We start from the raw sequence: 12,929 nt of genomic DNA on the forward strand, positions 1-12,929 counted from the left end.
GAGGTTTTCCCCCGTGCTAATGGCTCTCGGCACCTTCGTGTTCTCCCTGCGCGAACTCGCGCCGCAGACGGTGGAGCGCAGCGCCACCTGGCGTCACGCATCCAGCGAGCGCGTCGGCGCGCGGCCGGCGCGCCAGTACCTCGGGCCGGGAGAGGAAACCATCGACCTGTCCGGCGTCGTGGCGCCGGAGCTGACCGGTCGCGTCGCCTCGCTGGAGACGCTGGAGAAGATGGCCAGCGAAGGGCGGCCGCTGGCGCTGGTGGACGGCTCGGGCAAGGTGCGCGGCGCGTTCGTCATCGTGTCCACGCGCACCACCAGCACGCTGCTGTTTCAGGACGGCACGCCGCGCCGCATCGAGTTCGTGCTGTCGCTCTCGCGCGTGGATGACGTGGCCAAGGCGTCCGGTGCTAGTGCATGAGCAATGAGGCGCTGTACGCGATCCCAGCATGGAAGGTCGTGCTGGACGGGAAGGATCTGACCGAGCGGTTCCGCCCTCGCCTGCTGGATCTGACGCTGACCGAATGCCGCGGTGGCGAGGCCGATCAGCTGGAGCTGCGGATTCACGACCACGACGGCGCAGTGGCGATGCCGCGCAAGGGCGTGCTGCTGCAGGTGTCGCTGGGCTGGCAGGACTCCGGCCTGATCGACAAAGGCACCTTCAAGGTGGATGAGGTCGAGCATAGCGGCACGCCCGACGTGATCACCGTGCGCGCCCGCAGCGCGGATCTGACGCAGCAGATGCGCACGCGCCGTGATCGCAGCTGGCACGCCACGACGCTGGGCAAGGTGGTGCGCAACATTGCCGGCGAGCATGGCCTGCAGCCGCGCATCGCGGCCCCGCTGGACAGCATCGCCATCGCGCATCTGGATCAGACCGAAGAGAGCGATGCCAACCTGCTCACGCGCCTGGCCAAGCGTTACGACGCAGTGGCCACCGTCAAGGCCGGCGCGCTGCTGTTCGCGCCCATCGGATCGGGCAAGACCGCAACGGGCAAGCCGCTGCCCGGCGCGTCGATCACGCGGGACATGGGCGATCAGCACCGTTACATGGCCGCCGACCGCGACGTGTATACCGGCGTTCGCGCGTACTGGCACGACAAGGGCGCTGCGCAACGGAAGTCGGTGGTGGTGGGCCAGAGTGGCAACGCAAAGCGCCTGCGCGAGTCCTACGCCAACGAGGCAGAGGCGCGCGAGCAGGCGACGGCCGAATGGAACCGCATCCGGCGCGGCGGCGCAAAGTTCTCGATCACGCTCGCGCTGGGACGCGCGGATCTGTATCCCGAGCAGCGCATTGACGTTGCCGGCTTCAAGGAAGGCATCGACGGGGAATGGCTGGCGTCCCGCGTCGTGCACACCGTCACCGGCAGCGCCGGGTTCACCACCGCGCTCGATCTGGAAACAGTCGGGAGCGAATCTTCCACTACCGAAGGAAACACCACATGAAGACCCTGATCGTCATCGTCGTCATCGGCGTGGCGCTGTACTATTTCGTGCGCAAGCGCCAGAAGGCGAAGGCAGATCCCGCACCGCCTCAAGGTCCCGGCGGGCGCGAGCCGATCGACACGACCAAGTAAAAGAAAAGGCCGCCGTAAGGCGGCCTATTTCTATCCGGAGCGCGGTGCGATCAGCGTACGGAACACTCATCGAGCTGCGGCGATCCGATCAATAGGCCGCCACCTTCGCACACCACGGTGATCTGCGAGCCTTTGGTCAGGCCAGCAGCGACTGCCGGCTCAATGCCGCGAGCGTGGATAGTCGAGAACTCATTGGGCGTTGCAATCTCAACGTAAACCGAGTCCGTAATGTCTTTGTTGATCCCTGCGACCGTACCGGTCACCGCCAACTGGCGGCCTTTGTATTTGTCGTCCGCCGATACTTCATTGGCGTCATAGGCAGCAAACAGGTCGGCAGCAGTGACTTCCATCGCTACCGGCTTGAGGTCGAGCGCGGCGCTGGATTGCGGCGCTTCCTGCTGCGTGCTGGCCGCTTCCGCGCGTTCCTTGTAGTCCTGATAAGCGTCACCACTGACGGCCGCAGCTCCGAGCACCGCAAGCCCGACGAAGTACACGATGGGCGAGACGATGATCGACGCCAGCAGAGGAATCAACCCAGCCACCGTCTTGCCGCGAGCCATCACCACGATGGCGAGAATGAAGGCGACCAGGTTCAGCGGCCAGCCCACGAACAGACCGGCACCCGGCAGCGGGATCAGGAACAGCACCCACGCGATAACGAGGCAGATCCACGTGCCTTTCACCGGTGCGCTGCGGGTTGGTGCGACTGTTGCATTCATCAGATTTCCCCTTGTGATTATTGAAACGACCGAAACTGCGCCGGAGGAAACAAGCTCCGGAACAGTGCCCCCGCGCCGAACTCAGTAAGCGGCTTTCGCATATCCAGCTCGGCGTCGATTTTTGCCAGCACGCTCTCCAGCTCCCCGATGGCTTTGCGGTGACGGCGCATCCACGCCCCCATGTTGATCTGCACCACGCCCCACGCAGAAACGACGCTGCTGCCCGCCATCATCAGCGCAGCAATCAGTCGCTCGGTGTCAGTTAGACCCTCAGGCATGCCCACTGCAGCGGGTATGTTCCACCACAACCACACGATGAGGGCGCCGGTGACTAGCCGAGGCGCGAAAGCCAGCTTTGTACGGAACGCGATGGCTTTGGTGACAACGCGGCGCAGGTGAGCCACCTGATCGCTACTGATTTCGCAGAGGGGGTGCGGCTGTCCGCCCACGTTCAACACGAGCGTGTTGGCGTGGACGCTGCCTTGGATTACCTGACCAATGTTCTCGGCCGTGATGTCGCGTGGACGCATATGCATTCCTTTGATCGATAGCCGATAACATCGGCCACCGTCACACTTCCTTGATTCACTTTTTGCGTGCGCCGCGTCCACCACCGACGTTGATCGTCAGGTCTGGCTGGACAGGATTTCCCTGTATGACCTGCGCCTGTTCGCCGCCCTTGATGGTAATGCCGCGCTTTGAGGTCGGTGCCGACGTGTTTAGCTGCAGCAGGATTTCCAGAATCAGGTTGCGCACCTCAGGCTTCATGCGATGGAAGTGCGCCAGTAAAGCCGCGTCCTCTGCGGATGCGCTCGCTTGCGCGCTGCTTCGGCCTGTCAGGACAAACACTACATCCACGCCGAGATCGGCAGCGGCCGCGAGATACATGCCTCCCGGCACCTGGTCGCCGCTTTCGTAATTGAGCTGCGCTCGCTTGGACGAATCGCAGGCCTCTGCCATCGCCTGCTGCGTCAGACCCAACCGCTGGCGTTCCTCTTTAAGCCGCTTACCCAGTTCCATGTCTCTCTCCATGAGGTGAACAAAACTGCGCTTGACAGGTGCATTATTATGCACCAAGCTTTCACGCAAATTCACGCGATGACCCGCGCATGTCTACTCGTAACGCTCGCCGTAAGCCTTCCCGCTCCCCCGCCCTGCGCACCGCCGATCAAGCTAAGGAGTGGCTGCGCACCATCGGTCTCAGCGCCTCTCAGTTCGCGCGAGACAACCAGCTCAGTCTCGATGCGGTAAAGGACGTCCTCGGCGGCCGGAGTAAAGCCAACTTTGGCAGCCGCCATGACGCCGCCGTGGCGCTCGGGATGAAGCCTAACCCCCAAATCCCCACCGTGTCACGCCAAACCGCACGACGGGGTTAAGCCCATGGCCATCGAAACGGTTGGCCGGCGCGCGATCTTTTCGTGTGCGGTGTGCACTTACGTGCTGGTCAAGCGCACCAGCTACCTCATGCACCAGTTCCTGCGACATGACACCTACGTGTGCAGCAACCCGCTGTGCTCGGCGGCCTACACCGGTCACAGCGAACTGACCGCCATAGCCAGCCCGTCCGGCATTCCGGACGCGCTGGGATGCGATCTCCCCGAAACCGAGCGCGCACGCCGCGCTCGTGACCAAGCCGTCGAGGACGCCCGCAACCAAGGCGCGCAGATGGCCATGGCACTCCCTCCCGCCGGCTCTGAGCCGGACGACGCAACCCTCTGAGGTTTCCATGCAGACTCGTATCGCGTTCGCCGATCTCCCGCGAGATCAGCAGCTTTGTCTTGTCACAGCGGTGCGCTGCAACGGCCTGAGCCGTTGCGCGATAGGGTGGGTAGGCCGGCACTACCACGCCCACGAAGGCAGCAGCGTCCACCTGATCCAGCCTATTGCAGGCCTGGCCCGACGCGGACTGCTGACCCTGTGCGATGGCGTCGGCGCGGCGCTGCCGACCGACGATGGCATTGCGGTGTTCAACGGCGTGGCTGCCGAACGTGCGGTGCACGCATGAGCCGCGACCGCTATGAACACGGCGCCCGCATCGTCACGACGCGCGGCTGTGCCGCGATGTTCCGCAAGGGACAGGCCGGCACGGTGGAGGAGTCGGCACGCGATGGGAACTACCGCGTGCGCTTCGATGAGGGCGGCGCGTGGTGGCTCAACGAGCTGGAATTCAAGCGCATGCCCGACCGTCGTCGCAACGCCTCGCTGTTCGAGGCTGTGGCACTGGCATGGACACGTTTCTGGCGCGGAGGCCGCGCATGAAGCGCAACACACGAAGCCCCCAGCGCGACGGATGGTCATCGGCACAGGCGCCGCGCCTGGTCGCCGGGCACCAGCTGCCGGACGAGTCTGTGGCGCCATCCAAGCGCAAGAACGAAGCCGATGCCCTGCGCGCGGCCGTTGAGGCGCACATCGCCAGCGGCGGTCACCACGAGGTGATTGCCGCGCCGGTGGTGCCGCGCTTCGGGAGGCTCGCATGAAGCCCGTCCGCATCATCGCGTGGACCCTGCTGGGCGCCAGCTGCGCGTCCTCGCTTACCGGCAACACAACCGCCGCCGCCGTGTTCACCACGGGCGCGGCAATCATCTACGCCATGGCACTGCTGCGGAGTAAGCCGTGACGACACAGCATGTTGTGGGCGTTCACGCGTTTACCCACAAAATCCCCTTGACAGGTGCGCCCGAGCGGAGCAACCATTCCCACGTCGCCGCAAAATCGGCGACCGGGATTGGCGTCCCGACACCTGAGGCGCACCAGCGCCCATCGCACGATGCAAGGCGCTTTTTTTTCGCCCGGCATCGCACTGGGCACATGCCAGCCACTTCAATGGCGGGCGGTACGTGGGGGGCTTCGGCCCCGCCGGTCCTCAGGCCGGTACGCCAACCCGTGCCGTCCGCCACCCCGATTGGCGTTGGGGCGGCGGATTCCACTTCACCTGAGGAATCCAGCATGCACAACGACACCCAAGCCACGCCCGGCAGCAGCCACGCGCGGCAGATCGTCATCACCCTTCCCCGCCATACCGACACCGTGCGCGCTGCGCGCGAAGGTGGTCGCTAATGGCCGCTGCAATCGAACTGCAGACCGTCGTCGCAGGCGTTCACCTGCGCGTCTCTCGCGTTGCCAAGGTGCCCCTATTCGCGTCCCTGCAGGACGCCACGCACACGTGCCTCACAGTCATGACCACCACGCCCGACGCGATCAAGCGCGGCGCCGGTGCGCGTGGCGAGCTGTTCATCGGCACCAATCTGTTCCTGCTGCAGCTCGGCGAGCCGGAGCGCCTGCTGGAGTGGCTGGAAACCGATCCGGTCACGGCAACCGAAGGGGCGCGCGCATGAGCAACGTTCGTAAGCATCCGACCGCCGAGCGCGGCAGCGTAGACAACGCCCAGGTGATCAACGGGCAGGACTACGACCGCCTGTGGCGCGCACAGCAGGCGGTGACGCTGCTGGCCGCGCTCAACAACGACGCCGCCGCAGATCGCGGCATCTCCCACGACAGCACGGCCGCCGTCGCCGAGTACATCCGCGACGACATGCTGGACATTCTCACGCACTCCACGCCCGCCGGCGGGCAACCCTAACAACACCCCGCAGGCCGACGCGGTGCGCCAACACCGCTCGGCCTGAGTACCACTCAGGAGAGAGAGCCATGCAACACCACGTGTCCATCAAGGCGGCAGGTTGACCAGCACATGCAGGAAGATCTGCGCCAACAAGTAATCACACGGCTGGAGCGCGACTACGGCCTCAAGCTGCGCAACGGCACCGAATACATGCGCGGCGGCAAGTGCCCGTCGTGCGGTAAAAAGGAGCTGTACTGCAATCACACGCACCCGTGGGTGGTGCGCTGCGGCCGGCAGGCAAAGTGTGGCCGCGAGATCCACGTCAAGGATCAGTATGACGATCTGTTCGACGACTGGAGCAAGCGCCACCCGGTCACCGACACCAACCCGCACGCGGCAGCCGAGGCCTACCTGCAGCATTCGCGTGGCTTCGATCTGGCCCGCGTGCGCGGTCTGTTCACGCAGGACAATTACTGGAACCCGACGCTGCAGCAAGGCAGCGCCACGGTGCGTTTCGTGCTGGAGCGCGGCGAGTGGTGGGAGCGACTGATCGACCGGCCGCACCGCTTCGGCAAGATGAAAGCGCGATTCAAGCCCGGCGCCAGCTTCGCAGGCGTGTGGTGGGCCGCGCCCGAAGTGACCGAGCGCCTGGCCGAGGTCAAAGAGCTGTGGATCGTGGAGGGCATTTTCGACTCGCTGGCGCACGTGCATCACGGCAATGACGCCGTGTCGGCCATGTCGTCCAATCAGTTCCCCGAGGCATCGCTGCGCAAGCTGGCCGAGCTGCGCAAAGGCAACCTGCCGACGCTGATCTGGGCGCCGGACAACGAGGTGACCGCACGCGACTACCTGCGCAAGCACGTGGCACGTGCGCGCGCCATGGGCTTCACCTGCAGGGCGGCGCTGATCCCCCAGCGCAACGACCGCAAAGTGGACTGGAACGATCTGCACCTGCGCGCGCTATCGCAGGGCGACAAGGTCGATCAGGCAAAGCAGTGGGACGACGACGTGGCGGAAGCCCGGTATCAGGGCGACCTGGTGCTGGCCAAGACCGCCAAGGACAAGGCGCTGCTGATCTTCAACCACGATGGCCGGCATGAGTTCCATTTCGAGTACCGCGCCCGCCTGTGGTGGTTCGACTTCGACAGTGCGCGCTTCGAGAAGGTCAAAAAGGAATGGGTCAACGAAAAGGGCGAGGAGGATCTGGAGGAACACCTGCCCAAGTTGCAGGCCTCGGCATCGTCCGTGCGCGAGATCGCCAACTGTTACCCGGAAGCGCTGTATTTCCAGCGCAACGAGGTCACCGACGAGTCCTGGTATTACTTCCGCGTTGACTTCCCGCATGAAGCCCCGAGCGTGCGCGGCACGTTCACCGCGTCACAGACGCTCAACGGTCCCGCCTTCCGCGACCGCCTGGCATCCTTCGCGCCCGGCGCCGTGTTCGACGGCACCGCATCCGAACTGATCCACGTGATGAAAGACCAGCTCTACAACATCAAGAAGGTCGACGCCATCGACTTCGTGGGCTACAGCAAGGAACACCGCGCGTACCTGCTGGGCGACATGGCGGTGCGGGCCGGCGAGCTGGTGGTGGCCAACGAAGAGGATTATTTTGAGTTCGACAAGCTGCGCCTAAAGACCACGCAGAAGTCCATCAGGCTGGAGATCCAGCGCGACTCAGACGGCTACCGCACCGATTGGCTGCCGTGGCTGTGGACGTGCTTTGGCACGCACGGCATGGTCGCCCTTACGTTTTGGTTCGGCTCGCTGTTCGCCGAGCAGATCCGCGCCGCACACAAGAGCTATCCGTTCCTCGAAGCCACGGGCGAGGCCGGCGCGGGCAAGACCACGCTGCTGACGTTCCTGTGGAAGCTGCTGGGCCGCAGCGATTACGAAGGCTTCGATCCGGCCAAGTCGTCCAAGGCGGGCCGTGCGCGCGCCATGGGCCAGATTTCGGGCATGCCGGTGGTGCTGCTGGAGGCCGACCGCAACGAGCCGGACAAGGCTCATTCCAAGACGTTCGAGTGGGACGAGCTGAAAGACTTTTTCGGCGGCGGCACGCTGGCCACGCGCGGCGTGCGCAACGGCGGCAATGACACGTATGAGCCGCCCTTTCGCGGCACTATCGTGATCAGCCAGAACGCCGCGGTGGACGCCAGCGAGGCGATCCTGACGCGTATCGTCAAGCTGCATTTCAAGCGGCCCGAGGTCACGACCGAGAGCCGCATTGCCGCCGACAACCTCAACGCGCTGCCGGTGGAGGCTCTAAGCCACTTCCTGATCAAGGCGATCAGCGCCGAGGGGAAGATTCTGGAGCGGTTCGCCGACCGCGCCCGATTTTTCGAAGCGGCGCTGCGCGAGCGGAAAGAGATCCGCGTCGAGCGCGTGATCAAGAACCACGCGCAGATGCTGGCGCTGTTCGACTGCCTGCGCCTGGTGCTGGAGATCCCCGAGGCCATGGTGAAGGCCACGCGCGACGCGCTGGTGCAGATGGCACTGGATCGTCAGACCGCGATCAACGCCGACAACCCGCTGGTGGTCGAGTTCTGGGAGGTCTACGAATACCTCGAAGCCATGAAGGCGGGCGGGCACGTGGTCAACCACTCGCGCGATGACAAGCGCATCTGCATCAACCTCAACGAGTTCTATGCCAAGGCCGCGTACCACTCGCAGCGGCTGCCCGATCTCAACGTGATTCGCGCCCTGCTGCGCAACTCGCGCCGGCACAAGTTCCTCGACGCCAATACGGCCGTGAACAGCTACATCAATGCCGGTTCGACCGACAAGCCATCCACCGTGAAGTGCTGGGTATTCCAAGCATGACCACGAACCCAAACCCTGCCGGCAGGTAGCCGGAAAAAGTGAGCCCGGCGGGCGGTGCGCCAACACCACCCCGAGGGTTTCCCCAAACGAAGCTCAGGAGATGAGAGCCATGCAACAGATGAGCGGGAATAGCCCCACAACAAGCGTTACACCTTCGCCGGGATCCACCACCGGACCCGGCGCGGACAGTACCACGGCGGCGGTTAACGGCGTGGATTTGGGTGTGCTGAACACCGAGTGCCACGCGGAGGTGCATATCCGCATCGAGCGCAGCCGCGTGGTGCTGACCGGCGTCCTGCAGATGGGCGGCCGGCATGAGCTGGTCAAGACGTGGGAGCGCCACGCCGGCAAGGGGGGCGGCTGGGTCACCCGCACGCCTGATTTCGTCCAGTGCGGCGAGGATCTGCTGGGGCGCGAGCTGGCCGAGTATCTGGACGGCCTGCGCTTCCCGTTCGAGGTGGCCAACCTGCTGCCTAGCCCGGCGACGGCGGCCGGCGCTGCCGCGCGTGAAGCGGCGGCAAAGGAGCTGGCCAATGCTTAAGGTCATCGCCCTCATGTCGATCAGCCTCGCGCCCGCCGTAGGCGGCGCGCTCATGTACCACCTGGTCCGCACCCGCGCGAAGGCGCCGGGACGCGCCGCGCTGGCGGTCGGCCAGATTCCCCTGACGCGCCGCCCGCGCCGCGCCATGGCCGTTCGCCGGGAGGTGGCCCATGTCTGACGCTTTCTGGCGCATGGAGCGCGAGCTGCGGGCCGCGCACGCCATCATCGAACTGGCCGTGGCCACCATGAACCGCACGGATCTGCAGCTGCTGCAGACGCGCGTGCGTGATGCAGGGATCGAGGGTAACGGCGCACTGCGCTCCGATGAGCGCGGCTCGGCCATCAGCGCGGCCGAAGGCTTGGCGGCTGATCGCCCCGTGTTGCCGCCGCATACCGCGCACGTGCTGGGCATGGTGGGCCAACTGATCACGCTCGGTCGCGCCGACCAGCTAGCCGTTGACGAGCTGAACCGCATCGCCACCCGCGTTCGCCGTTCCTCGACGCATTTCGGCATTGGTTTGATCGCCGAGGAGCGCGCGCGTCAGTGCGAGCAGGAAGGCTTTTCCGTCGCGGGCGATACCGCATATGGCGGCGAAGAGCTGGCCATGGCTGCGGCCTGCTACGCGCTGCCCCTCAAGGACATGCGTCGCCGTGATGGCATGTGCTTCAACACCGCGCCGGAGGGCTGGCCGTTCGCAAAACGCTGGTGGAAGCCCGCGCCAGTGACCAGCGATGGGCAAGGCAATGCGTACGTGGCCCCCCGCGACCGCCTGCGCGAGCTGGTTAAGGCGGGCGCCCTGGTCGCCGCACAGATCGACGCCCACGTTGTGCGGGAGGGTCTGGCATGACGCAACGGCAGGTCGACCACGAACGTCCCCTGCCGCGCTGCCGAGCCGGGCACCTGGCGCGTCATATCCACGACTGCCGGCAGGCTGCTTCCGGCGGTGGCCACTTTATCGAATGCCGTTGTGGCGCAACGAAGCGCTGCGCCGACTTCGACGGTGCCCTGCAGGAGTGGAAACGCATGCACCGCATGCGCACGCCGCGTCCGCCGGCAGCGCCGGCCGTCGCCGACAACGTGCTGCAGTTCGGGCTGTTCAACACCGGGGGCAAGATCCGATGACGGACAGCAGCACGGAGGCCCACCGCCGCGCCTGTGAGGCGCGGCAATGGCTGCGCAATGGCTTCATCACCGAGGCGAAGGTGGACGAACTCATGCAGCGCGTGGCGACCAAGCGCGGCAGTGCGGCCGCCAACGCGTTGCGCGACGAAATGCGCCAGCAGTGGAAAGCGCGCTTCACCTGGTGGAAGGGTGCACCGCTATGACCGCCAACGTTGTTCCCTTCACCGCGCTGCAGCGCATGTGTCGGCCCAACGGGCCGGCACCGCGAGCGTCCACGGTGGCCAAGTGGGCGGACAGGCAACATATCCGGTACAAGTACGACGGCGCCGGTGGGATCTGGACGACTCAGGCCGCGCTGGACGCCGCTGTGGGCCTGCACGCTGCCCTGTCTGCCGCCAATGAAGAAACCCGCATCGAGGATCTAATGCAATGACGCCCGGACGAGAAAGGAAGTTCAACCCGCACCTGCCGGCGCACATCGATCAAAAGGCGCTGCCACGCGGCATCTATTGGGCGGATAACCGCTGGTACATCTTCGAGCCACATCCGGAGGATGGCCGTCCGCGCAAGCGGACGGTTGCTTTCGCCAATGCCCGGCTGTCCGAGCTGCACGCGATCATCGAGCTGCAGAGCAAAGGCGAGGTGCGCGGAACGCTGGCCTACGTGCTGGATCAGTTCGAGAAGTGCACCGAGTTCAAGGAACTGAGCGCGGGCACGCAGAAGGGTTACCGCGAGTGCGCCGCCGAGGCCAAAGGCTTCGTGTTGAGCGATGGCACGAAGCTGGGCGACGTGGCCGTGGCCAAGCTGCGCGTGCCGGCGATTCAGCGCATGGTGGAGATCCTTGCCAGCGGCCGCACGGCCAGGGGGAAGCTGCCGGCGCTGGAGCCGAGGCCATCGAAGGCCAACCACGTGATGCGCTACCTGCGGCGCGTGTTCAATTGGGGCATTCGCTTCGGTTTATGCGAGAACAACCCGGCGCAAGGCGTGCGTGAGGTGCGCGAGGCCAAGGAATTCCGCATGCCCAGGCCGGACGTTTACCTGGCCATGCTCGCGTTCGTGCGAGAGCGCGCCACGCGCAAGGCACACACCGAGGGCAGCGTCTCGCCCTACCTGCCGGCGGTCATGGTGCTGGCGTACAACGTGCGCCTGCGCGGCATCGAGGTGACCACGCTGACGGACGCGCACCACCATGCCGATGGCATCAGGACGAACCGCCGCAAGGGCTCACGCGACAACGTGACTGCGTGGAATGACGACATGCGGTGGGCGTGGGACTGGCTGGCCACGTACCGTAAGGAACGCATGGCGGCACACGGTCGCCCCACGCAGTTGCAGCCCGAACGTAGGCGCCTGATCGTGTCGCAGAGCGGCACGCCTTTGACGAAATCGGCACTGGACAGCGCCTGGCAGCGCGCCATCCACATGGCCATGCGAGAGGGAGTCATCGCGGAAGAGGACCGTTTCGCGTTGCACGGCCTGAAACACCGTGGCGTCACCGATACCGAGGGCAATTTCGGCGACGTGCAGGACAGCAGCGGTCACACCAGCGACAAGACCGTGCGTCGATACGCGCATCAAGTTCCGCACGTGCGGCCGCCGAAACTGCCGGCGCCGGAAAGCACTGGCGAGTGAGGAACGCATGCGCCCGTGGAACACTGCGCGGGCGTTCTTTTTACCGGGAATTTTACCGAGGCCATGAAAAAGGCGCTTTCCGCGAGGATAAGCGCCTGATTTATATGGTGGGCCGTGAAGGATTCGAACCTTCGACCAAAAGATTAAAAGTCTTCTGCTCTACCGACTGAGCTAACGGCCCGGAAACGCGCCCCGGCCTTGCACCGGGACGCGCATTCTAGCGCATCGTCCGCGATGGGGCGAAATCCGTCCGGATCACACGTAGTGCGTGGGGTCCGGTACGCCGGCATCGGTGAAGCCGGCGGCGCGCAGGCGGCAGGCATCGCAATGCCCGCAGGCGCGGCCCTGCGCATCGGCCTGGTAGCAGGACACGGTCTGCGCGAAATCGACGCCCAGGCGCACGCCTTCGCGCACGATGTCAGCCTTGCTCATGCGCAGCAGCGGCGCCTGGATGCGCAGGCCGGCACCCTCGACGCCTGCTTTGGTCGCCACGTTCGCGAGTTTCTCGAACGCTTCGATGAACTCGGGACGGCAATCCGGATAGCCCGAATAGTCCACCGCGTTGACCCCGCAGAAGATGTCGTTGGCGCCCAGCACTTCCGCCCAGCCCAGCGCGACCGACAGCATGATGGTGTTGCGCGCCGGCACGTAGGTCACCGGAATGCCGGGGCCGCCTGCTTCGGGCACGTCGATGTCGTCGGTAAGCGCGGAGCCGCCGATGCTGCGCAGGTCGACATGCACAGTCTTGTGCGCGGCCGCGCCGAGGGTGCTGGCGACGCGCGCGGCGGCGTCCAGTTCGGACGTGTGCCGCTGGCCATAACGCACGCTCAATGCATGCACGGCGAAGCCCTGCTCACGGGCGATGGCGACGACGACGGCGGAGTCCATGCCTCCGGACAGGAGGACGACGGCATTCTTCATGGGGCGTTGCTTCGTGGGGTAAGGGATAGGCTAC

23 protein-coding genes and 1 tRNA gene are annotated in these 12,929 nt (G+C 65.3%); 19 read left to right on the forward strand and 5 right to left on the reverse strand.

What is annotated here, in order from left to right; genetic code table 11:
• Positions 1 to 13: 13 nt before the first annotated feature.
• From IB225_RS05980 to IB225_RS20500, 3 genes are read left to right on the forward strand one after another with little or no spacing between them, the layout of a single operon-like run.
• Positions 14 to 418, forward strand: coding sequence for a phage tail protein (locus IB225_RS05980; RefSeq protein ID WP_192310279.1), 405 nt, complete (start codon positions 14 to 16; stop codon positions 416 to 418).
• Positions 415 to 1,443: a phage late control D family protein gene (locus IB225_RS05985; protein ID WP_192310280.1), complete on the forward strand. Its 1,029-nt coding sequence runs from the start codon at positions 415 to 417 to the stop codon at positions 1,441 to 1,443. The genes IB225_RS05980 and IB225_RS05985 overlap by 4 nt, the downstream gene beginning before the upstream one ends.
• Positions 1,440 to 1,574 carry a hypothetical protein gene (locus IB225_RS20500; protein WP_255527971.1) on the forward strand — a complete coding sequence of 45 codons (135 nt, stop codon included), beginning with the start codon at positions 1,440 to 1,442 and terminating at the stop codon, positions 1,572 to 1,574. The genes IB225_RS05985 and IB225_RS20500 overlap by 4 nt, the downstream gene beginning before the upstream one ends.
• A 50-nt stretch (positions 1,575 to 1,624) precedes the next feature.
• On the opposite strand, the gene IB225_RS05990 is transcribed toward IB225_RS20500, so the two are convergent.
• From IB225_RS05990 to IB225_RS06000, 3 genes are read right to left on the reverse strand one after another with little or no spacing between them, the layout of a single operon-like run.
• The gene (locus IB225_RS05990; protein ID WP_225583282.1) at positions 1,625 to 2,293 is read right to left on the reverse strand and encodes an OB-fold putative lipoprotein; all 669 of its coding nucleotides are present in this window, start codon (positions 2,291 to 2,293) and stop codon (positions 1,625 to 1,627) included.
• Between the two features lie 17 nt (positions 2,294 to 2,310).
• Positions 2,311 to 2,823: a hypothetical protein gene (locus tag IB225_RS05995; RefSeq protein WP_192310281.1), complete on the reverse strand. Its 513-nt coding sequence runs from the start codon at positions 2,821 to 2,823 to the stop codon at positions 2,311 to 2,313.
• Between the two features lie 55 nt (positions 2,824 to 2,878).
• Positions 2,879 to 3,313, reverse strand: a complete 435-nt coding sequence (locus IB225_RS06000; protein ID WP_192310282.1) for a helix-turn-helix transcriptional regulator — start codon at positions 3,311 to 3,313, stop codon at positions 2,879 to 2,881.
• Positions 3,314 to 3,402: 89 nt separating this feature from the next.
• Between IB225_RS06000 and IB225_RS06005 the strand changes: the two genes are divergently transcribed.
• The 16 genes from IB225_RS06005 to IB225_RS06080 all read left to right on the forward strand — a co-directional run bounded on the left by IB225_RS06005 (position 3,403) and on the right by IB225_RS06080 (position 11,974).
• Positions 3,403 to 3,669, forward strand: coding sequence for a DNA-binding protein (locus tag IB225_RS06005; protein WP_192310283.1), 267 nt, complete (start codon positions 3,403 to 3,405; stop codon positions 3,667 to 3,669).
• Positions 3,670 to 3,673: 4 nt separating this feature from the next.
• A complete protein-coding gene (locus IB225_RS06010) occupies positions 3,674 to 4,012 on the forward strand; it encodes an ogr/Delta-like zinc finger family protein (RefSeq protein WP_192310284.1) in 339 nt (112 codons plus the stop codon).
• A gap of 7 nt (positions 4,013 to 4,019) precedes the next feature.
• Positions 4,020 to 4,298: a hypothetical protein gene (locus IB225_RS06015; protein WP_192310285.1), complete on the forward strand. Its 279-nt coding sequence runs from the start codon at positions 4,020 to 4,022 to the stop codon at positions 4,296 to 4,298.
• Complete coding sequence (locus IB225_RS06020) at positions 4,295 to 4,552, forward strand: hypothetical protein (protein ID WP_192310286.1); 258 nt, start codon at positions 4,295 to 4,297, stop codon at positions 4,550 to 4,552. Before IB225_RS06015 ends, IB225_RS06020 begins: the two co-directional genes overlap by 4 nt.
• Positions 4,549 to 4,770, forward strand: a complete 222-nt coding sequence (locus IB225_RS06025) for a hypothetical protein (protein ID WP_192310287.1) — start codon at positions 4,549 to 4,551, stop codon at positions 4,768 to 4,770. The genes IB225_RS06020 and IB225_RS06025 overlap by 4 nt, the downstream gene beginning before the upstream one ends.
• Positions 4,767 to 4,910 (forward strand): hypothetical protein, encoded by a 144-nt coding sequence (locus IB225_RS06030; protein WP_192310288.1) that lies wholly within the window; start codon positions 4,767 to 4,769, stop codon positions 4,908 to 4,910. Before IB225_RS06025 ends, IB225_RS06030 begins: the two co-directional genes overlap by 4 nt.
• Before the next feature lie 559 nt (positions 4,911 to 5,469).
• The gene (locus IB225_RS06035; RefSeq protein ID WP_192310289.1) at positions 5,470 to 5,628 is read left to right on the forward strand and encodes a hypothetical protein; all 159 of its coding nucleotides are present in this window, start codon (positions 5,470 to 5,472) and stop codon (positions 5,626 to 5,628) included.
• A complete protein-coding gene (locus IB225_RS06040; RefSeq protein ID WP_192310290.1) occupies positions 5,625 to 5,873 on the forward strand; it encodes a hypothetical protein in 249 nt (82 codons plus the stop codon). Before IB225_RS06035 ends, IB225_RS06040 begins: the two co-directional genes overlap by 4 nt.
• 111 nt (positions 5,874 to 5,984) lie before the next feature.
• Positions 5,985 to 8,678 carry a toprim domain-containing protein gene (locus IB225_RS06045; RefSeq protein ID WP_192310291.1) on the forward strand — a complete coding sequence of 898 codons (2,694 nt, stop codon included), beginning with the start codon at positions 5,985 to 5,987 and terminating at the stop codon, positions 8,676 to 8,678.
• Positions 8,679 to 8,889: 211 nt separating this feature from the next.
• Complete coding sequence (locus IB225_RS06050) at positions 8,890 to 9,219, forward strand: hypothetical protein (RefSeq protein WP_192310292.1); 330 nt, start codon at positions 8,890 to 8,892, stop codon at positions 9,217 to 9,219.
• A complete protein-coding gene (locus tag IB225_RS06055; RefSeq protein ID WP_192310293.1) occupies positions 9,212 to 9,397 on the forward strand; it encodes a hypothetical protein in 186 nt (61 codons plus the stop codon). Before IB225_RS06050 ends, IB225_RS06055 begins: the two co-directional genes overlap by 8 nt.
• Complete coding sequence (locus tag IB225_RS20345; protein WP_225583283.1) at positions 9,390 to 10,067, forward strand: hypothetical protein; 678 nt, start codon at positions 9,390 to 9,392, stop codon at positions 10,065 to 10,067. The genes IB225_RS06055 and IB225_RS20345 overlap by 8 nt, the downstream gene beginning before the upstream one ends.
• Entirely contained in the window at positions 10,064 to 10,342 is a 279-nt protein-coding gene (locus IB225_RS06065; RefSeq protein ID WP_192310294.1) for a hypothetical protein, read from the forward strand. Before IB225_RS20345 ends, IB225_RS06065 begins: the two co-directional genes overlap by 4 nt.
• A complete protein-coding gene (locus IB225_RS06070) occupies positions 10,339 to 10,545 on the forward strand; it encodes a hypothetical protein (protein WP_192310295.1) in 207 nt (68 codons plus the stop codon). Before IB225_RS06065 ends, IB225_RS06070 begins: the two co-directional genes overlap by 4 nt.
• Entirely contained in the window at positions 10,542 to 10,775 is a 234-nt protein-coding gene (locus IB225_RS06075) for a hypothetical protein (protein ID WP_192310296.1), read from the forward strand. Before IB225_RS06070 ends, IB225_RS06075 begins: the two co-directional genes overlap by 4 nt.
• Positions 10,772 to 11,974 carry an integrase gene (locus tag IB225_RS06080; protein WP_192310297.1) on the forward strand — a complete coding sequence of 401 codons (1,203 nt, stop codon included), beginning with the start codon at positions 10,772 to 10,774 and terminating at the stop codon, positions 11,972 to 11,974. The genes IB225_RS06075 and IB225_RS06080 overlap by 4 nt, the downstream gene beginning before the upstream one ends.
• A gap of 105 nt (positions 11,975 to 12,079) precedes the next feature.
• Here the strand turns inward: IB225_RS06080 and IB225_RS06085 are convergent.
• Both IB225_RS06085 and queC read right to left on the reverse strand, forming a co-directional pair.
• Positions 12,080 to 12,155, reverse strand: a tRNA-Lys gene (locus tag IB225_RS06085).
• A gap of 74 nt (positions 12,156 to 12,229) precedes the next feature.
• Entirely contained in the window at positions 12,230 to 12,895 is a 666-nt protein-coding gene (gene queC / locus IB225_RS06090; protein ID WP_192310298.1) for a 7-cyano-7-deazaguanine synthase QueC, read from the reverse strand.
• Positions 12,896 to 12,929 lie beyond the last annotated feature (34 nt).

This window comes from Pseudoxanthomonas sp. PXM02 (assembly GCF_014851805.1).
Taxonomy (GTDB): Bacteria; Pseudomonadota; Gammaproteobacteria; order Xanthomonadales; family Xanthomonadaceae; genus Pseudoxanthomonas_A.